Origin of the sequence: Streptomyces mangrovi, assembly GCF_900114215.1 — a bacterium.
Taxonomy (GTDB): domain Bacteria; phylum Actinomycetota; class Actinomycetes; order Streptomycetales; family Streptomycetaceae; genus Streptomyces; species Streptomyces barkulensis.
Map to the genome: position 1 here is coordinate 224,615 of NZ_FOSG01000007.1, position 19,024 is coordinate 243,638.

16 protein-coding genes, 1 tRNA gene and 2 pseudogenes are annotated in these 19,024 nt (G+C 70.6%); 11 read left to right on the forward strand and 8 right to left on the reverse strand.

Features of this window, described 5'->3' with window-relative positions; translation table 11 throughout:
- Positions 1-58 precede the first annotated feature (58 nt).
- From BM237_RS12665 to BM237_RS12675, 3 genes are all read left to right on the forward strand, one after another.
- A complete protein-coding gene (locus tag BM237_RS12665) occupies positions 59-886 on the forward strand; it encodes a helix-turn-helix domain-containing protein (RefSeq protein ID WP_093849678.1) in 828 nt (275 codons plus the stop codon).
- Positions 883-1,083, forward strand: a complete 201-nt coding sequence (locus BM237_RS12670) for a DUF397 domain-containing protein (protein ID WP_093849679.1) — start codon at positions 883-885, stop codon at positions 1,081-1,083. Before BM237_RS12665 ends, BM237_RS12670 begins: the two co-directional genes overlap by 4 nt.
- Positions 1,084-1,547: 464 nt before the next feature.
- A complete protein-coding gene (locus tag BM237_RS12675) occupies positions 1,548-2,042 on the forward strand; it encodes a hypothetical protein (protein WP_093849680.1) in 495 nt (164 codons plus the stop codon).
- 118 nt (positions 2,043-2,160) lie between these two features.
- Here BM237_RS12675 and BM237_RS12680 read toward each other — a convergent pair whose 3' ends face one another.
- Positions 2,161-2,721: a DinB family protein gene (locus BM237_RS12680; RefSeq protein ID WP_093849681.1), complete on the reverse strand. Its 561-nt coding sequence runs from the start codon at positions 2,719-2,721 to the stop codon at positions 2,161-2,163.
- Positions 2,722-3,200: 479 nt separating this feature from the next.
- On the opposite strand from BM237_RS12680, the gene BM237_RS12685 reads away from it, so the two are divergent.
- Positions 3,201-4,868: a glycoside hydrolase family 27 protein gene (locus BM237_RS12685; protein WP_093849682.1), complete on the forward strand. Its 1,668-nt coding sequence runs from the start codon at positions 3,201-3,203 to the stop codon at positions 4,866-4,868.
- Between the two features lie 25 nt (positions 4,869-4,893).
- On the opposite strand, the gene BM237_RS12690 is transcribed toward BM237_RS12685, so the two are convergent.
- Positions 4,894-5,517: a restriction endonuclease gene (locus BM237_RS12690; protein WP_245793592.1), complete on the reverse strand. Its 624-nt coding sequence runs from the start codon at positions 5,515-5,517 to the stop codon at positions 4,894-4,896.
- A gap of 425 nt (positions 5,518-5,942) precedes the next feature.
- Here BM237_RS12690 and BM237_RS12695 point away from each other — a divergent pair, with 425 nt between their 5' ends.
- Together BM237_RS12695 and BM237_RS12700 are read left to right on the forward strand one after the other, a co-directional pair.
- Entirely contained in the window at positions 5,943-6,581 is a 639-nt protein-coding gene (locus BM237_RS12695; RefSeq protein WP_093849684.1) for an HD domain-containing protein, read from the forward strand.
- A gap of 478 nt (positions 6,582-7,059) precedes the next feature.
- Positions 7,060-10,152, forward strand: a complete 3,093-nt coding sequence (locus BM237_RS12700) for a glycosyl hydrolase (RefSeq protein WP_093849685.1) — start codon at positions 7,060-7,062, stop codon at positions 10,150-10,152.
- 580 nt (positions 10,153-10,732) lie between these two features.
- On the opposite strand, the gene BM237_RS12705 is transcribed toward BM237_RS12700, so the two are convergent.
- Complete coding sequence (locus tag BM237_RS12705; protein WP_093849686.1) at positions 10,733-11,464, reverse strand: DUF7873 family protein; 732 nt, start codon at positions 11,462-11,464, stop codon at positions 10,733-10,735.
- Between the two features lie 285 nt (positions 11,465-11,749).
- On the opposite strand from BM237_RS12705, the gene BM237_RS12710 reads away from it, so the two are divergent.
- Both BM237_RS12710 and BM237_RS30525 read left to right on the forward strand, forming a co-directional pair.
- Positions 11,750-11,995 carry a hypothetical protein gene (locus BM237_RS12710; RefSeq protein ID WP_093849765.1) on the forward strand — a complete coding sequence of 82 codons (246 nt, stop codon included), beginning with the start codon at positions 11,750-11,752 and terminating at the stop codon, positions 11,993-11,995.
- Between the two features lie 37 nt (positions 11,996-12,032).
- Positions 12,033-12,290, forward strand: a pseudogene (locus tag BM237_RS30525) (hypothetical protein); the annotation flags it as partial.
- Positions 12,291-12,535: 245 nt separating this feature from the next.
- Here BM237_RS30525 and BM237_RS12720 read toward each other — a convergent pair.
- Positions 12,536-12,994: pseudogene (locus tag BM237_RS12720) on the reverse strand (ATP-binding protein); the annotation flags it as partial.
- A 146-nt stretch (positions 12,995-13,140) separates the two neighbouring features.
- On the opposite strand from BM237_RS12720, the gene BM237_RS12725 reads away from it, so the two are divergent.
- From BM237_RS12725 to BM237_RS12735, 3 genes are all read left to right on the forward strand, one after another.
- Positions 13,141-14,046, forward strand: a complete 906-nt coding sequence (locus tag BM237_RS12725) for a helix-turn-helix domain-containing protein (protein ID WP_093849687.1) — start codon at positions 13,141-13,143, stop codon at positions 14,044-14,046.
- Positions 14,043-14,258 carry a DUF397 domain-containing protein gene (locus BM237_RS12730; RefSeq protein WP_093849688.1) on the forward strand — a complete coding sequence of 72 codons (216 nt, stop codon included), beginning with the start codon at positions 14,043-14,045 and terminating at the stop codon, positions 14,256-14,258. Before BM237_RS12725 ends, BM237_RS12730 begins: the two co-directional genes overlap by 4 nt.
- Before the next feature lie 299 nt (positions 14,259-14,557).
- Complete coding sequence (locus BM237_RS12735; protein ID WP_093849689.1) at positions 14,558-16,147, forward strand: CBS domain-containing anti-phage protein; 1,590 nt, start codon at positions 14,558-14,560, stop codon at positions 16,145-16,147.
- 195 nt (positions 16,148-16,342) lie between these two features.
- Here the strand turns inward: BM237_RS12735 and BM237_RS12740 are convergent.
- From BM237_RS12740 to BM237_RS12755, 4 genes are all read right to left on the reverse strand, one after another.
- Positions 16,343-16,430 (reverse strand) — tRNA-Leu (locus BM237_RS12740).
- 197 nt (positions 16,431-16,627) lie between these two features.
- The gene (locus BM237_RS12745; RefSeq protein ID WP_093849690.1) at positions 16,628-17,425 is read right to left on the reverse strand and encodes a hypothetical protein; all 798 of its coding nucleotides are present in this window, start codon (positions 17,423-17,425) and stop codon (positions 16,628-16,630) included.
- A complete protein-coding gene (locus BM237_RS12750) occupies positions 17,422-18,180 on the reverse strand; it encodes a hypothetical protein (RefSeq protein ID WP_139238095.1) in 759 nt (252 codons plus the stop codon). Before BM237_RS12750 ends, BM237_RS12745 begins: the two co-directional genes overlap by 4 nt.
- Positions 18,181-18,209: 29 nt before the next feature.
- Positions 18,210-18,974, reverse strand: coding sequence for a hypothetical protein (locus BM237_RS12755; RefSeq protein ID WP_139238096.1), 765 nt, complete (start codon positions 18,972-18,974; stop codon positions 18,210-18,212).
- Between the last annotated feature and the right edge of the window lie 50 nt (positions 18,975-19,024).

Below are 19,024 nucleotides of genomic sequence, written 5' to 3' on the forward strand. Positions count from 1 at the left end.
ACGCTCAACAGGGCTTCCAGCTCTCCGGAGAGAGTTGGAGAGAAGGGATGTTGAGCACATGCGACGCGGCGGCGGGATCGACCGTCCTTACTCGCCACAGGAGTTCTACGGTGCGGAGCTTCGGCGCAAGCGCGAGGACAAGGGCCTCACACAGGCCCAACTCGGCGAGATGGTCGTCATCTCGCCGCAGATGATCGCCCACTTCGAGGCCGGCAGACGCAAGCCCCGGCCGGAGGACGCCTGCCGGATCGACCAGGCACTGGGCACGGACGGCTTCTTCGAGCGCATGCGCCGCTCACTGGACGAGGGGCGCTTCGCCGACCACTTCGCGGCTGCCGCCGAGATGGAGAGGCTGGCATGCGTGATCAAGGCCTATGGGGCGTCGCTCGTCCCCGGCATCCTCCAGACCGAGGCGTACGCGCGTGCCGTCTTCCGCGCGGGGACCCCGGTCTATACACACAAGGATGTAGAGCGGCGGGTCGCCAACCGCATGGAGCGTGCCCGCATCCTCGACGACTCCGACTCCCCAGTCCTGTGGACCTTGCTGGACGAGTCGATCCTCCGACGCCCCATCGGCGGACGCGGCGCGATCGCGGAGCAGTTGGAGCACATCGCCGAGATGGGACGCAGCGGACGGGTGCGGGTCCATGTGCTCCCCTTCTGCGCAGGTGCGCACGCGCTGCTGGAGAGCATGGTCACCCTTATGCGGTTCTCCGACGCCCCTCCGGTGGCCTACGTTGAAGGCCTGCGCACCGGGCGTGTCATGGATGACCCGGACATGGTCGAGGCCTGCCAGTCGGCCTACGACCTCGCCCTGGGCGATGCCTTGTCGTCGGAGGAGTCACTGGCCCTGCTAGAGGCCGTGTCGGAGGAGTACAAACGATGATCAACGACCACAGCCTGACGTGGCGCAAGTCCAGCTACAGCGGAGCGAGCAACGGCGACTGCGTCGAGGTCGCCGACGGGCTCCCCGGCGCGGTCCCCGTACGGGACAGCAAGAACCCCGGCGGCCCGGCCCTGGTCTTCCCGACGCGTGCGTGGAGCGCGTTCACGGCGGGGATAAAGGGACGCCCGCGCCCCTGACCCGACAAACCGCAGGCAGACGGACGCCGGGGGCGGGCCGATACGGCTCGCCCCCGGCGTTCGTCACTGACCCACCCGCCCGTCGACGCACTCGCGCAGCAGGTCCGCTCCTCGCGAACGCGACCGCCGCCCCGCCCTGGGGCGCTCGGACCTGCCCCGAAGCCGGAACACGCACGGCCTCGCTCGGCAAACAGACACCCCCTTGGTCGGACCGGTGTCCGGCAGCGGCTTCGGCCGGGTCTTCCTCTCCGGCAATGGCCGATCCCGGCCGGCGTACGGTCCTGGCCGACCGGCTCGGACACGTCCGAAGTGCCCCCGGATGAGAGCGCGTTGAGCATCAGGGCCTGTTGCCGTTCGATCATCATGATGTGAGCATGACTTCGCCTGATGACTGTCGCAGCCGGTGGGGTGGTGCGCTGATCGGCCGGTCCCTTCCGCTGCGCTCTATAAAAGGAGCCCGTCACATGAAGCGATCGAGGATCCGTACAGCCATCACAGCGATGGTCGGCTCGGCAGCGCTCGCCTTAGGCGGCCTGGCCGCCACACCCGCGGGAGCCGCGACCTCCGCCGCGCCGCCGGCGCAGAAGAGCTTGACGGCGGCATCCGGTTTCTGGGCGTGCACCGTCCCGGCCGGGAAGACCTACACCGACACCGACCGCCGCTACCGCGGCAACTGCAACCCCAGCGGTTGGGGAACCAGCTACTACGTGGTCGACCCGGCCGACGGCGTCTGGGCGTGCACCGTCCCCTCGGGCTACACCTATACCGACACCGACCGCACCTACCGCGGCAACTGCAACGCGCAGGACTGGGGGACCGCCTACCTGCTCGCCGTACCCCGCACCGGCATCTGGGCGTGCACCATCCCGCCCGGCTTCTCCTACACCGACACCGACCGCCGCTACCGCGGCAACTGCAACCCGCAGGACTGGGGAACCGCCTACCTGCTGGTGGGCTGACCGACCCGCGTCCGTGCCCGCTCCGGGCGGCCTTCCCGGCGCGGGCACGGAGCGCGTTCACGGCGGAGACGAGGAGGCGGAGGCGGGCCGCACCGGCCCGCCTCCCCTCCGTCTCATGTCACTGCCCCACCCGGCCGTCGACGCACTCGCGCAGCAGATCGGCGTGCCCGCAGTGGCGGGCGTACTCCTCGATCCTGTGCACCATCAGCTCCCGGACCGCGATCTCCTCCCTCCCCACGCGCTCACCCAGGTCCGGGTACCGGGCCAGCGCGGCGTCGGTGGCGGCCTGTTCGCGCTCCAGGTCGGCGTACGCGGCGGCGACCACGGCCCGGTTCGCGACGGCTCCGCCGAAGTCCGCGTCCTTCTCGCCGTACAGCTTCGGCAGCGGCTCGCCGTCACCGATCCAGTCGCGCCAGTCGCGTTCCACCTCGGCGAGGTGCCGGAGCAGGCCGAGCAGCGACATCGTCGACGGCGGGACGGAGCGGCGGGCCAGTTGCTCCGCGTCCAGGCCCTCGCACTTCATCCGCAGGGTGGTGCGGTAGTCCTCCAGGAACTCCCGCAGTGTCGCGAGTTCGCCCTCCGGGCCTGGGCCTTCTCTGTCGCGGGGGTCGTCGTCCGGGTCGGTCCACATGTCGGGGTGGACGGTGGCCTGGGTCCATCGCGCGGGTCGGTCGCTCATGCGCCCATGCTCGTCCGCGACAGACCGCGTCCGCCACCGAGTTCTCCTGGAGTGGTGGCGTCGTGTCCTGCCCGCGGGGTCCGGTTCCGGCCAGCTTCCGGTGCTGTGGTCGTCCCTCACGCCGAAGATCCGCAGAACCGTGGGAGCCGAGTTGCGCCAGAGGTATTGACGCCGCTCACCGGATCCGTACGATCCAGTTGCTCGGTACTTCGACCCTGGTTCGATATCACGAACAATCCGGGACCGCATCACTCCGGCATCCGGACAGCCCCTCACGGGGCAGGCCGGAGTCGCTTGTCCAAGGATGACGAGGTCCCCATGCACAGACGTGGTCACGGGTGGCGGTCACGAGTGTGGCCTGCCGGCCGGGCGTCCTCGCTCTGCCGCGCCGGCCCGCACCTGATCACGGGCTCGCGACCATGCCCGTCGGCCCCGCCGACGGGTGGCTTCCACTTCGCCTCCCAGGAAGGAATTCCCCCATGGTTCCCTTACGCGGTCGATTACCGCGCCTCCTCGCGGCCGCCGTACTGACGGTCACCGCCTGCGTCACCGCCTCCACCTCCGCCGCCTCCGCCTCCGCCGGCACGGCCGCCGAGGCCGCACCGGGCAGCCCGGCGCTCACTCCGCCGCTGGGCTGGAACAGCTGGAACAGCTTCGGATGCGGGATCACCGAGACACAGGTCCGCGAGGCCGCCGACGCGATGGTGTCCTCGGGCATGCGCGACGCCGGCTACGAGTACGTGGTGGTCGACGACTGCTGGTTCGACCCGCAGCGTGACGCGGCCGGCAACCTGCGGGCCAACCCGACCAAGTTCCCCAGCGGGATGAAGGCGCTCGGGGACTACATCCACGGCAAGGGCCTGAAGTTCGGCATCTACCAGGCCCCCAACGAGAAAACCTGTGCCCAGGGCGTGGGCACCTACCCCGGCTCCACGGGCAGCAAGGGCCACGAGGCCCAGGACGCCGCCACGTTCGCCTCCTGGGGCGTGGACTACCTCAAGTACGATTGGTGCTCCGGCAGCGGCACCCTCAGCGAGCAGATCGCGCGGTTCACCATCATGCGCGACGCCCTGCGCGCCACCGGCCGCCCGATCGTCTACAGCATCAACCCCAACAGCTTCCACGCCCCCACCGGCGACAAGTACGACTGGGGCGAGGTCGCCGACCTGTGGCGCACGACCGAGGACCTGCTCGACATCTGGCAGAACAACAACACCAACAGCTACCCGATGGGCGTCGGCAACGTCCTCGACGTCACCGCCCCGCTCGCCGCGCAGTCGGGCCCGGGTCACTGGAACGACCCCGACATGCTGGTCGTCGGCCGCCCCGGCCTGTCCCTGACCGAGTCCCGCTCCCACTTCGCCCTGTGGGCTCTCATGAGCGCCCCGCTCATGGCCGGCAACGACATCCGCACCATGTCCGCCGACGTGAGCGCCATCCTGCGCAACCCGCGCCTGCTCGCGGTGAACCAGGACTCGCTGGGCGCGGGCGGACGCCGAGTCCGCGACGACGGCGCCACCGAGGTGTTCGCCAAGCCCCTGTCCGACGGCTCCGTCGCGGTCGGCCTGCTCAACCGCGGCGGCAGCAGCACGACCATCACCACCACTGCCGCGCAAGTCGGCCTGTCCGGAGGGCCGTTCACCCTCACCGACCTGTGGACCGGCACCACGTCGAGCACCTCCGGCCGGATCTCGGCCAGCATCCCCGCGCACGGCGTCGCCGTGTTCAGGATGAGCGGCGGCAGCCCGCTGGACTCCACCACCGCACGCCTGCGCGGTACCGGATCCGGCCGCTGCCTCGACGTGGAGGAAGCCTCCACCGCGGCCGGGACGGCGACGCTGATCTGGGACTGCCACACCGCCGCCAACCAGCTGTGGACCACCTGGGCCGGAGGCGAGATCCGCGTCTACGGCGACAAGTGCCTGGACGCCTCCGACCGGGGCACCTCCAACGGCACGCCGGTCATCGTCTGGCCCTGCAACGGCCAGGACAACCAGAAGTGGACCTTGCAGGCCGACGGGTCGATCCGCAACGTCCACGCCGGGCTGTGCCTGGACGCCGAAGAGGCGGGAACCGCCAACGGGACCCCGGTCATCCTGTGGACCTGCAACGGCCAGAACAACCAGAAGTGGACCACGCTCCCGTAAGCCCCCGCCGGGCCCCTCGCGCGCGCTACGTGCCGTAAGTGTTCCTCCAGCGCGCGCGGTGTTCCCGGTCGCCCTGGCCGGCGCCGTTGACGCCGGCCAGGGCGGGCAGGGAGGCGCCGTTGTTCCACAGGCCCAGGTGGTCGCGGTGCACGGCGAGGATGCCGTGCTCCACCGCCAGCGCCCGGGACGGAGCGCTGAAGCGCGAGGTCGTCACGAAGACGGCCACATCGGCCCCGAAGTGCACCTTCGCTCCCATCAGGTCGCGCATCTCGCGGCTGGCGATGGTGCGGTGCGGCGCGTACCGCTTGCACTGGACGACCATCGTGCGGCCGTCCGGCAGCCGGCCGAGCACGTCCGCGCCGTTGTCGTGGGAGCCGCCCACGCGCCGGACCCCGGTGCAGCCGTCGCGGCGGCACAGCTCGGCCACCAGTTCCTCGAACTCGGTGCCGGACATCGCGTCCACCTCGGCCAGCGTGCGGCGCCCGGCCGCCACCGCGTCCGCCTGCCGCCACTGCCGGTCCCCGCCCCGGAGGATCCGGTCGGTACGCCACAGCCACCACACCAGGCCGCCGAGACCCGCGGCGACCGCGACCCCCAGGAGGTACGGCCAGACGGCCGACCAGGAGGCGGTGAGCAGGAGCAGCACCACCACACCGCCGACGACCGCCGCCCTCTGCCTGGCCTCGCGCCTGCGCCGCGCCGCCGATCCGCGTCCGCGGCCTCCAGGACCTCTGCGGCTCCCACGACCTTTACGGCCTCCACTGCCTCCACTGCCTCCACTGCGAGCAGCCATCCCCGGCCCCCTCTCCCCTCACGTTTCGCGCAGCAGTCTGGGCAGCGGGGAGGCGGGGGCGGTAGGGCGCCCTTCGGACATGGCCGGAAAACCATGCGGCGCCCGGGTGGACGCGGAGGCGCTCGCGCCGGAGACGGCGCGGTGACACCGTGCACGCCGAGGAGAGGGGCTGCCGGGCACGGCCGGAACGGACCCGCTCGGCCCAACGGGCCGTGGCGCCATGCCAGGCGCCCTGCGACCCTGGGGGGCGGACCGCCGGAACGAGGGAGAGGGGCGAGATCATGAGCGAGACGATCGCGGGCGTACGCGTCCCGGACAGCGCCATGGCGCGGGAGGCGACCGAACTGGTCCGTGAGGCGGCCTCGCCGCTGCTGTTCGACCACTCCCGGCGCGTGTTCCTCTGGGGCGCGCTGCGCGGGCGCGAACAGGGGCTGCGGTTCGATCCGGAGCTGCTGTACGTCGGGGCGATGTTCCACGACCTGGGGCTGACCGAGCGGTTCCGCCGCACCGACCAGCGCTTCGAGATCGACGGCGCCGACGAGGCGCGGCGGTTCCTGCACGCCCACGGCGTCACCGGCGAGGAGGCCGACCGGGTCTGGACGGCGATCGCCCTGCACACCACGCCGGAGATCCCGCTGCACATGGCCCCTGAGATCGCCCTGGTCACCCGGGGGGTGGAGCTGGACGTGCTGGGCATCGGCTACCGCGCGGTCTCCGAGGAGGAGCGTGCGGCCGTGGTGGAGGCCCACCCCCGCCCGGACTTCAAGGACCGGATCCTGGCCGCGTTCACCGAGGGGATCAAGGACCGTCCCGAGACGACGTTCGGCAACGTCAAGGCCGATGTGCTCGCCCACTACGTGCCCGGATTCGTCCGCGGCGACTTCGTCGAGGTCATCAAGGACTCCCCCTGGCCCGAGTAGCCTCCGTCCCTCGACCGAGGATGCGACGAGGGCCGGCCGCTGCCGTGAGCGCGGCGGGCCTGCAGGTCCTGGTCCTGCCCGGAGTGCAGGGTCAGGGCCGGCCCCGTCGGCTCAGTCCCGTCGCGGCCGCCGGGAGCGACCGATCGTGCCCTGACCGCCCTGCTTGCCGATCGCGCCGCGGACCTTGTGTCCGCAACCGGCTTATGGACAGCGTCCGGGCGGCCCTGTGCCGCCCCGTTCCGGCACGGCACAGGGCCGCCGCAGGAGTGTGACCGGCGCCGGTTCACCTCGCGAACGCGCCGGTCACGCGCGTGCGGCGGTCTGGGCGGGTGCTTGTGCCCGGAGTCGTCGACAAGTGATCGACGTTTGAACCACATGCACCTTTTTCGAAGTTCCACGGTTTCAAGTATTGACCGTGCACTGTCACGTCTCTACGTTGTCGCCACTTGTTGAGAGCGCTCTCAGAGAAAGGGTGTTCATGAGATTCCTCAGACGTCTCGCCATGCTGTCGGCGGCCTCGGTGGCCGCGACGGGCCTGGCGGCGACCACCGGTGCCGGCGTGGCCCACGCCGGCACCGTCGAGGTGGGCAAGGGCAGTTACAGCGATGTCCGCCCGGCGGGAAGGCAGGGACCCTCCAACAGCGGCGGCCAGGCCGTCAAGCCGAAGGTCACCCCGGCCATGGCGGACAAGCCGGTGCCGACCAACGACTGGTGGTCCTCGCTGGCCTTCCAGCGGTTCTCCGCCAACCCGTGGTCGGAGAACATGTACGGCCACCCCCTCACCTACAAGGCCGTCTCCGGCGGCCTGGAGGTCGGCTACCCGACCGACCACCAGATCGTGGGGGAGGGACGCCAGTACGAGTTCCCCCACGAGGCGGAGCTGACCCTCGGCATCGCCGGCCTCGACTCCCCCGACGCCAAGGCGGACGGATGGAGCGACTGGACCGTCAGCCCCTACTGGTCCGACGGCTCCCGCACCCTGCGCACCACCATCGGCCACGGCCTGCCGTACGTGTACGCCCAGGGCAGCGGCGGCGCGGCACAGATCACCGCGGCAAACACGCCGACCGTCTTCGCCGACGACGGCAACGTGCTCGGCATCACCGTCTCCGGCCACCACTACGCACTGTTCGCCCCCTCCGGCAGCGACTGGACGGTCTCCGGCAGCCGGATCCGCGCGGACCTGGGCGGCAGGGACTACTTCTCGCTGGCCGTCCTGCCCGGCCGGGACGCACTGGCGACGTACGAGAGGTACGCCTTCAGCTTCGTCACCGGCTCGAAAGTGGACTGGAGCTACGACGAGGGCGCCGGCGAGGTGAAGGCGACCTACACCCTTGCCACCGAGGCGATGGAGGGCGACGAGACCGGCACCCTCCAGGCCCTCTACCGCCACCAGTGGCTGCACACCTCCGACGCCCTGACCGCCCACAGCTACGTCTCCTCGCGCGGTGAGATGAAGGTCCGCGAGGGGAAGTCCTTCACCACCGTCCAGAAGGTCAACGGCGTGCTGCCCGGCCTGCCCGCCGCGCAGGGCGTGGACAAGGCCAGGCTGAAGACGTACATCAACGACGTGCTGACACAGGGCGACCCGTTCAGCGGCGCCACCGACACCTACTGGACCGGCAAGGCACTGGGCAAACTCGCCCAACTGGTGCCGATCGCCGACCAGATCGGCGAGACCGCCGACCGCGACAAGCTCCTGGACCTGATCAAGGGACGCATGGAGGAGTGGTTCACCGTCGGCGGCCCGTCGGAGTTCTCCTACGACAAGGACTGGCGCACCCTCATCGGCTACCCCGCCTCCTACGGAAGCGACCAGGAGCTCAACGACCACCACTTCCACTACTCGTACTACGTGATGGCAGCCGCCATCGTGGCGCAGTATGACCCGCGGTGGGCCGCCGACTCCGAATGGGGCGGCATGGTCGAGGAGCTGATCAGGGACGCCGCCAACCCGGCCAGGAGCGACGAGGAGTACCCGTTCCTGCGCGGCTTCGACGTCTACGCCGGCCACAGCTGGGCCGCCGGCCACTCCGCCTTCGCCGCCGGCAACAACCAGGAGTCGTCCTCGGAGTCGGTCAACCTCAGCGCGGGGCTGATCCTGTGGGGCTCGGCCATGGGTGACAAGGCACTGCGCGACCAGGGCGTCTACATGATGACGACCGAGTCGGAGTCGATCGCGCAGTACTGGTTCGACGCCGACCAGGAGGTCTACCCCGAGGACTTCACCCACGACGTCGTGGGCATGGTCTGGGGCAGCGGCGGCGCCTACGCCACCTGGTGGACGGCCAACCCCGAGGAGATCCACGGCATCAACTTCCTTCCGGTGACCGGTGGTTCGCTGCATCTGGCGCGTGAGAAGGAGATGCTGCGCCGCAGCGTGGCCGAGATGGAGGAGGAGAACGGCGGCCCGGCCGTGGAGTGGCGGGACGTCTTCTGGGAGGTCCAGGCGCTCTACGACCCCGCCGGGGCCATGCGGTACTGGAACCAGTGGAACGGCGGCTACGTCCCCGAGGCCGGCGAGACCAAGGCCCACACCTACCACTGGATCGCCACGATGGACTCCATCGGCGCACCCGACATGACCGTCACCGCCAACACGCCCACCGCCGTGGCCTTCGAGAAGGACGGCACCAGGACCTACGCCGCGCACAACCACGGCGAGCGGGAGTGCTCGGTGCTGTTCTCCGACGGCGGCGTCCTGAACGTCCCGGCGAAGTCCACCGCCTCCGGGGCGGGCGACGACACACCGCTCGACACCCTCTGCGGCGACGGCGGCGGCACCCCGCCGCCGCCGGACGACGACAGGCCCGGCGCGCCCGGTACCCCGCAGGCGAGCGACGTCACCGACGGCTCGGTCACGCTGAACTGGACCGCCGCGACCGACGACAACGGCATCAGGAACTACGACGTCCTGCGCGGCGGATCGAGGATCGCCACGGTCACCGGCACCACGTACACCGACACCGGGCTGTCCTCCGGCACGGAGTACATCTACAGCGTCAGGGCCCGTGACACCGCGGGCCAGACCGGTCCGGCGAGCGGGCCGGTGACCGTCACCACCACCGGTACCCCTCCCCCGCCGTACGTCGAGGGCGACACCTTCTATCTGCGGTCGGGCGGTGAGCTGGCCACCGAGGCGGCCTCGTCACCCTCCGCCGACACCATCGAGCCGGCCGGCGGGACGAACAACGACGGCACGCCGAAGAACCCGCTCGTATACGAGGTGGAGAACGTCAAGGGCGCCCTGAAGCCGGGGTCGGCCACGGTCTTCACCTTCAACGTGGACGCCGGCACCGCCGTCGGTCACGCCCAGCAGGCCAGGGTCTCCTACGATCTGACCGGCGACGGCACGTTCGACCGCGTCGAGACGTTCCGCTACTTCGCCACGGACCCGATCCCCGGCTGGGAGGAGTACTCCTCGGCCCGGCAGGGGCTGCACTCCTCCTCGGGCGAGCTGGGCGACCTGGACGGCGGGACCGTCCGCGTCGAGGTCTGGAGCGCCCTGGGCAATGGCCCGTCCACCATCCAGGTGGGCTCGGGCTCCGTCCTGACCATCCCCTTCGCCTGACCATCCCCTTCGCCTGACCGCCGGCCGCTGACGCTCACCGGCCGCCCGGTGGCGCGGCGCGCCCCTCACGCGCCGCACCACCGGGCGAACGGAGAAGAGGGAGCGCGGTCGGCCGTACGACGTGGCGGGGCCCGGGAGTCGTATCCAGCTCCCGGGCCCCTGGGGATGCCACCCAATTGCGCACGCCGGCGGCGTTTAAGAGGACGGATCAGTCATCATGCCGTCGTGTTCTGCCTTTGAACTACCGCACCACGGAAGAGGTGCAGGCGAGAGTCGAACTCGCACCCGACGGCGTTCGTCCGTCCCCGGTCGATCCGGCGATCGGCGGCGATGCTGAGACTGGAGCGAGAGTCTGAGATTGACCACGGCTGCCTCTGCCATGTTGGGCTACCCCGGCCCGTTGGTAGTACTGCTGTGCCGGGGGAAGGACTCGAACCTTCACTGTCACCGCTTCTTCAGGCTGAACTTCAGTGTCAGCTTGCGCTCCTCACGCGAACCGGTCCTCATTCCGGCCCGCGCCTGGTCGCGCACCCCCGCGCTCGCACGCGGGGGCGATCATGGATGCTACCCGCGGCCGGCGTCAGCCGAACAGGTAGCCGAACACCGCGTCGCCGACCCGCCGGTCGGTGACCTCCGCGCCGTTGGCCTCCTCGCGGGCGAACTTCACGGCCTGCTGGAGCTTCTCGACCCGCTCCACCAGCTCGTTGACCCGCCGGGCCGGAAGCGCTCCGGAGAACTTCACGGTCGTCCAGTACCCGATGGGCACGTCCTCGTAGTACACCTCGACCTGCGCCGGGTGCTTGTCCGTCGCCTCCGCCTTGACGTGGTTGCGGGGGACCTTCTTGGTGCGGATCGTGCGGACCGGGTCCGTCTTCCACCAGTCCGTGGACGGGTCCTGCGACCAGGACTCGGCAGCGTCGAGCGTGGGGAGCTTCCTGACGAAGGTGTGCAGGTCGGTGAGCTGCTTCTCCAGGAACAGCAGATAGCTGACGGGGGCGTCGGCGACGATCGTCCGCCCGTCGACGGTGACGTCGGCGCGGGCCGCGCAGTTCGCCCAGTCCTTGGTGGCGGTCACGTCGAACAGCCGGGTCAGCGACGCGGACATCTCCCGCAGCACGTCCTCCGCCTGCACCTGCACCCGCGTGGACTCGGGCGGCAGCTGCTCGCCCTCCTCGTCCTTGGGCTGGTACGTGCGCGAGATGCCCGCCAGCAGCGCCGGCTTCTGCACCTTGTGGTGCGCCGCGGTGATGTCCTGGAGCGCCTTGCTCTTGACACCCTTCTCGACCGCGATGATCTGGTTCAGCTTCGCCACGTCGGGTCCCCCTTCGAACAGGCAGGAACGTACCCCACCGGCCCGCACACCCGCACGTCTTTATCGCCGCGCCCTGGGCTCCGGCCCCGCCCGGAACCATCGGCGGGCACTTCCCCGTCCGGGCGGGAGGACGGAAGGGCGCGGCAGGTGCTCGCGTGATCCGCCTGTCCGGGCGGAGGGCGGCGACCGCGGAGTCGTCTCGCAGGCAGGCGCCGCTTCCACCGGTGAGAGGCCCGCTGTTAGGGTGCGGTGCCGCGCGGGGCGGAGCAGGGCGGGGGAGCCAGGTTGAACATCCGGTACAGGATCGAGCAGGTCGCGGACCTGCCGCCCGTGTTGGCGGCCGTCCTCGGGATCTTCGTGCTCGCCCTGCTCGTCGGAGTGGTGTGGGGGCTGCTGCGGTTGCCGGACCACACGAAGCTCAGGAGCCCGGCGGCCCGCGAGCGCGCGAAGCGTCGCAAGGAGAGCCAGAAGCGGCAGAAGAAGCTGCGTTCGCGCCGGGAGTCCCTGCAACGCAAGGCAGGCCGGCGCTGATCGGCGCCCGCCATGCCGCGACGAGAACCCTCTCCCCCACGGCCTCGCTCAGAACCGGATCTGGCTGGAGATCGTCCAGTTCGCCCTCGACCTGCCGGCCGGGGGTACCCCCGGCCGAAGTCTGGGGAGGACGCCGATGCTCGCCCTGACCGGCAAGACCCGCCGCTGAGAGCCCGAGAAGCTTCGCTTCCGCCTCATCTTCTCAGCCGCCGCACAACTCGTCACCAGGCGGGCGAAGGCGTCGGCGGTCTCGTTGAGGTCGTGTCCGATGTGGCCTCGTCGGCCAGCCGGTTGAGCCATGCATCCTCGACGTCTTCGGCGATCCGGCGCAGACGCTGATGCTCCTCGATGTCGATCACCACGCCTTCCTCTTTGCCACGCCGGTTTGTGGTCGCCGGAGTCTCCCCCGCCGGGCACGGTTGATGATGTCGGTGAGATGGCCACGCACCTCAACCGTGGATTGCACCACCGGATCACCCGTGCAGCAGATCTACATGAGTGCTCACCGCTCCCCCAGCGCGTACTCCGCCCGGACGGTCTTGCCCGGACGGTCTTGCCCGGCCCGTCCCGGCGCGGGTGCCAGTCCCAGCGCGCGGCCAGCTCCGACACCAGGAGCAGGCCCCGGCCCGACTCCTCCGGGTTCTCGGCGTCCGGGGCGGCGGGACTCACCGGCAGGCGTTCGGCGCGGGTGTCGGTGACCTCGACGCGCACGCACCGGCCGCCGGCCGGTGCGTGCAGGCGGAGGTGGAAGTCCCGGCCGGGCACGTGCCCGTGCCGCACGGCGTTCGCGGTGAGCTCGGCGGCGATCAGCACGATCTCGTCGTGCGCTGTGGTCCCGTACGGGATCCCCCAGGCGTCGAGGCGGACGGCGACCAGCCGCCGGGCGAGACGGGCCCCTCTGGGCGTGGAGGTGAAGCGCATCCCGAAGACGTGGTCGCCGGGGCCGGTGAGGCGGGTGGGACGGGTGGCGTCAACGGGGCTGCCGGGCTTGCTCGTCATGCCCACCACGGTCCCCGTGGCGGCGCGGCGCGACCAGTGGTGACGCGCCTCGCGGGCCGCTTGTACGCGCGGTACGCGTGCGGGTACGAGGCATGCGGCGTGACCGCCTCCCGGGTAGGCGCGTTGGCCCGGTGAGGTGATGTTCGATGACTGAGCGTACGGACGGGGAGACCGCCCCGAGTGGCGGGGCGGTCGTGAACTTCGGTGACGGCTGGGAAGGCGACGACGGGCCCGGGCGGCGGCCGGAGGACGAGAGCGGACGCGGTGTCGTCACCGCGTTCGGGCGGACCATGAAGGCCCTGCGGTCGCGGCAGGGCCTGGAGCGCGAGGAGTTCGGCAAGCGGATCGGGTACTCGGCCTCGACGGTCGCCTCGTTCGAGCAGGGGCGGAGGATTCCGTCGCCCCGGACGATCGAGCGGGCGGACGAAGTGCTGGGCGCCGACGGGCTTCTGAGCCTGTGGAAGGAGGAGGTGGAGCGGGCCCAGTACCCGCTCTTCTTCCAGGGGATGGCGGCGTTGGAGAAGGAGGCCATCGAACTGGTCATGTACGACACGCTCGTGGTCAACGGCCTGCTCCAGACCGAGGAGTACATGCGTGCGCTGCTCGGCATGCGGCGCCCGCCGCTGGACCCGGAGACCATCGAACTGCGCGTCGCCGCACGGCTGGCCCGCCAGGAACTCCTGGACCGGCGGCCCGCGCCGCTGCTCAGTTTCGTGGTGGACGAGCCGGTGCTGCGACGCCCGTACGGTGGGAAGGACGTGCTGCGCGGACAATTGGAACACCTGCTCACGGTCGGCCAGAAGCGGAACGTCGAACTTCAGGTCATGCCACTCGGCTGCGAGGACAACGCGGGCGTGAACGGACCGTTCACGGTCGTCACACGCAAGGACGGCAAGAAGTTCCTGTACGCCGAGGCGCAGGGAATCGGCTCTCTTCAGACTGACCCGGAACAGGCGGTTCTCGCACACGCGCGCTATGGGATCATCCGCTCACAGGCTCTCAGTCCGCGAGAGTCGCTGGAGTTCATCGAAGGGGTGCTGGGATCACTATGACCAACACTGAGTCCTCGACCGTCGCCTCCGGCCTCGTCTGGTTCAAGAGCAGCTACAGCGGGACCGAGGGCGGTCAGTGCGTGGAGGTCGCGGCCGACACGGCCGCCGTGCACATCCGGGACTCCAAGGCCGCTGCCGGGCCGGTCCTCACGGTGTCGCGCGAGGCGTGGGCAGGGTTTCTCGGACTGGCCTCGTCGGAGCGGAGTCTCTGACACCTGTACGCACGTGGGAGCCCCGCCGTCCTTCCCGGACGACGGGGCTCCCACGGGTCGCGTCTGCGGAGGCCGCATGTCGCCGGGTTCCCGGCCAACCTCGTGCAGGGGACGGATGAACTCGACAGGAGCGGTGCGCCCCGGGCCGCGTAGCGAAAGCAGAGGCTAGGTACGAAGGAGACGGATGGCCGAAAACCATCGCCGGACGGCGTTGGCATGACCGCATTCGACGATCGTCACCCGAAGCCGCTGTAAGGTCACGCCACGCGATCATGTGTCTATACCTGGGGAGGGGTGGCATGCGGGCTTGGGTGGTGCGCGCCGGGGAGAACGGCGAGAGGGAACGGGCGGCGCTGGAGGACGGCATCCTCATCGTCGGATGGGACAGGCTCGCGATGGGTGACCTCGCCGCCGCCGCATCCCGTGACGACATCAGAGCCGCCGTGGCCGCCGCCTACCCCGACGAGGGCCCGTACACGATCGGAAACTGGACCGGTCAGCTCTACCGCTTCCTCCATGAGATCCAGCCTGGTGACCTCGTCGCCCTGCCGCTGAAGTCCGGACGGGTGGCGATCGGCCGGGTGACGGGCGGCTATGAGTACCGGGCGGAGGCCCCCGACGGGATGCGGCACGTGCGACGGGTCCAGTGGCTCGTCACGGATGTCGACCGGCAGGTGATCCAGTCCGATCTGCAGGACAGCATGGGCTCCCTGCTGACCGTCTTCGAGCTCAGCAGGTTCGGCGCGGCGGAGCGCGTGGCCGCCCTAGCCGAGGGCAAGCCCGACCCCGGGCGCCCCGACGCCGACGAGTTCGCCGCCACCCTCACCGAGCCCGCGAAGCTGTACGGGGAGGTGCGCCGGCGCAGCGCCGAGGAGCCGCTCACCCTGTCCGTCCGGGACTTCCTCGGAGTCTGGGGTTTCCAGCGGCGCTATCCGGCGGCTACCGAGCAGATCGAGAGTGACCTGGAGGCGCGGGGGCTGGTCACCGTACCGCCCTTCACCGAGGGCACGCTCGACAGCCGGATCGCGGTGCTGGCGGGAGGTGCCGAGCCGGACGAGTCGGGGACGAGTGCGGTGACCAGGCTCTCCACCAGTGCTCACCTGACAGCCGTCGGCCAGGCCGCCTCGCACGCCGCCGGTCACCTGCTGGCTGAGGAGGCCGAGACGCAGACCGTCGCGTACCGCGTGAGCAACCTGGCGTCCGCGAACCGCATGCCCGAGTGCGTACGCGTCGGGGACGGTATCGGAACCGCCATGACGCTCATGGTGCTGCGCGGCTACAGCCAACTGCCCGTCCTCGACGCCGACGGGCGGCTGCGGGGTGTCGTGAGCTGGGAGTCGATCGGACGCGCCCGGATGGCCGACCCCGGTGCCGATCTCCAGGCCGCCACGGTACGAGCTCTGGAGGCGGACCGCTCGGACGACCTGCTCGACTGGATCGGGGCCATCCAGCAGTCCGGATATGTGCTCGTGCGCGACCACGACCACAAGGTCTGCGGTCTGATCACCGCCTCCGACCTGACGGTGCAGTTCGGCACGCGCGTGCGCCCCTTCGTCCTGGTGGAAGAGATCGAGCAGCGCCTGCGCCGCGTGGTCGACCGGTGCATTCCGCTCGACCGCATCCGAGCTTCCCAGAAGGAACGCGCCGCCAGGGTGCACTCCGCCGCCGACCTCACCTTCGGGGCCTACGGGCACCTGCTCAGGGTGCCCGAGAACTGGGCCGCACTGGGATGGGCCATCGACCAGCAGCATTTCCTGGAGGCGCTCGAGGACTGCCGCAACTTCCGCAACAGCCTGATGCACTTCAGCCCGGACCCGATGACCGATGACCAACTGGTCCCGGCTCAGGGGCTGCTGGAACTGCTGCGCTCCCTGGACCCGCACACCTGACGCTCACGGGCCACCGGCGCCCGAGGCGCGCCGGTGGCAAAGGCTGGGAGTGCCGGACACGGTACCCCGCGCCATCCCTGCGGTCAGTTGCCGACGGTCCACGGGACCGGCTGCTCCCGTCAGCCGAGAACGCCGTCACCCTGGGCTCCCCAGAACCGGGAAACAGAAAAGCCCCAGATCGACTGGGGCTTCCACTGGTGTCCGAGGGGGGACTTGAACCCCCACGCCCGATAAAGGGCACTAGCACCTCAAGCTAGCGCGTCTGCCATTCCGCCACCCGGACCGGTGTGCGACCCGCGGCCTTCCGGCCGCGGCGACGGGGAACACCATACCAAGTTTTCGCGGTGCCTCTCACATGCATAAGCCGTGGTCCGGCGGGGTGCGGGGAGATCGCGCGGGCTCTCACCGCAGGTGAGAAACCGCGTACGCCCGGACACCACCGGCCCGCCTCCGGGCCGGTGGTGTCCGGGCGGTGGAAGGTCAGCAGCGCGGGACCACGGGGGCGGCGGAGCCCGTGTAGACGAACGCGTCACTGATCCAGGAACCGCTGGTGAGCCTGTTCCACAGGTTCGAGCTGCCCCAGGGACCCACGTGGGTGGTGCCGAGGGAGTAGCAGCTGATCCGGACGGTGTCGGCGTCCTGGACCCGGCCGACGGCGGAGTAACCGGTCCCCGGGCCGGAGCGCAGGTTGACGTAGCCGGTGCCGTCGCCGGTGCGCACCGTGTAGGTGTTGTTGCCGGACGGGGCGTTGACGCCGGTTTCGGCCTCGCTCCAGTACGCCTGGTAGGCACCGGTGTTGTAGGTGGTCCACGGGGTGAAGCCGCCGCTCCAGCCGTAGATCCGGTAGGCCGCGTCGGCGTTGCACCGCAGGTCGTAGGCGCACGCGTCGGAGACGTCGGAGTGGTAGCAGTCGTTGATCTGCCACGCGCCCCGGTCCGCCGATCCGTAGGGGCAGCCGGTGGTCGGGCCGTTGTATCCCGTGGCTCCCGGGGTGCAGCCGGACTCGGCCAGGGCGATCGCCACGGCGAGCACCAGCTGGTCGCCCCGCCACCCCGCCGCGCGCCCCGCCCCGGCGCAGCTGATCGAGCGGGTCGTGGCGGTGGCGCCCACCTCCCGGGCGGCCGGGCCTGCGGAGTCGGCCGGAGCGCCGACGCTGGCGGGCGCGTCCTGCCCGCCGCGGGGAGTGGCGGCGGCCGTGGAGGCGAACGCGCCGAACAGGGTCAGTGCCGCCACCGCCACCGCGGTCAGCAGCCGGCGCGGGACGGGGAGCCGGCTCATCTCTCACCGCCCTTGTCCGCGCCCTCGTCCGTCTCGGGGGCGCCCTTGACGGAGTGGACGGACGCCGAGAGGTCGGGGGCCTTCACCGTCGGGAGCAGACCGATCCCCTCGGTGAGCAGGCCCTTGCGGAACGTCTGGTCGTCCAGGTACCCGGCGCGGACGAGGACGGCGGTGGACACGGTCGCACCGCGCCGGTCCGCGTCGAACATGATCTCCGCGGGGGCGGTGGCGGCCTGGACCCCGGCGCCCAGTACGCGGTCGGCGGTCCGCTCGTCGAGGATGTGCACCCATGTGCGGTACGGGGTGGGGTCCTCGGTGACGCCGGGGCCCACGATCGTGGTGCGCTCGACGCTCTCCGGCAGCCGTACCGAGGGGCAGGTGTCGGCGGCGGCGACGGCGGCCCGCGCCGGCGGTGCGCCGAACGCCGCCTCCCAGTCGGGGTGTTTCTGCACCTGTGCGAGTCCGGAGACCAGTTCGGCGCGGGCCTGCCGGGGGTTGTCGAGCTCTCCGGTGGTGCTCACGCAGAGCCGGAAGTCCTCGCGGGTGCTGACCAGCAGTCCGCCTTCCAGGGTCAGCTCGGCGTGGGCGGGTGAGGCGCTCTGGGCGACGAAGCCGCCCGCCAGTGCGAGCACCCCGGCCATGGCCGCCAGGTGGAGGGCCGCCTTCCTCCGGCTGTTGCTCCTGGTGTTCCTCCGGCTGTTCCTCCCGCCATCGCTCTCGCTGTTCGCCTTGCTGTCGCGCAGTCGTCGAAGCATGTCGAATCCCACTTCCGCTCGGCCGGAGGTCAGACGCCGTTCATCACGGTGACGACGGAGTTGTAGTCGTAGCTGCTGGGCCACCAGTTCTGCCAGTTCGTGCAGCCGTAGGTGTAGCTGCCGTGCATGATGCTCGGGGTGTGGCAGTCACCGTCCCAGCGCGGGTCGAGCAGCCCCCAGGAGTGCCCGGTCTCGTGGTTGATGAAGGCGCGTCCGCGGTTGTCGAGCTGACCACCGGAGCTGTCGACCAGGTAGATGACGTTCCAGCGGTAGTCCGTGTGGCCGTAGGCGGAGTTGTAGACGGGGTTCTGGTCGACGGCGCAGTTGTAGTAGCCGTAGCTGCCGCCGCACACCCCGCTCCAGTCGGCTGCGTAGTGGTACTCCATCTCGATGCCGGCCCGCTCGGCCGAGGGGTAGGAGGTGCAGGGGTTGGGGGCCAGCCACATGTCGATCCGGTAGTCGCCGGTGCCGTCCCAGTCGCGGTCGCCCTGGCCGGTGAGGGTGTTCTGCAGGAAGTTCGTGGCCTGGCTGTGCGTCAGGTAGGAACTGGAGTGCACCTGGCCGCAGTACTGCTCGTCGTACGTGCCGGGTCCGCCGGAGTTCACGGTGTTGTAGTGCATGTTGTGCAGATGGCTCTGGGTGGAGCCGGTGTGGTGGTGGGACGCCTGTGCCGCCGGGGCGAGCAGTGCGGCCAGCAGGGCCATGACGGCCGCCCAGCCGAGTCTGGTCCACAAGGGCGCGAAGCGCCCTTCGCGGGGTGCGCGGGGTGCGCGGTGTCCGCGGTCAGATGTCATCTGGTCTCCTCTCGTCGTGCCTTCGGGGTTCTCCCGGGTCGTCCCGGGTG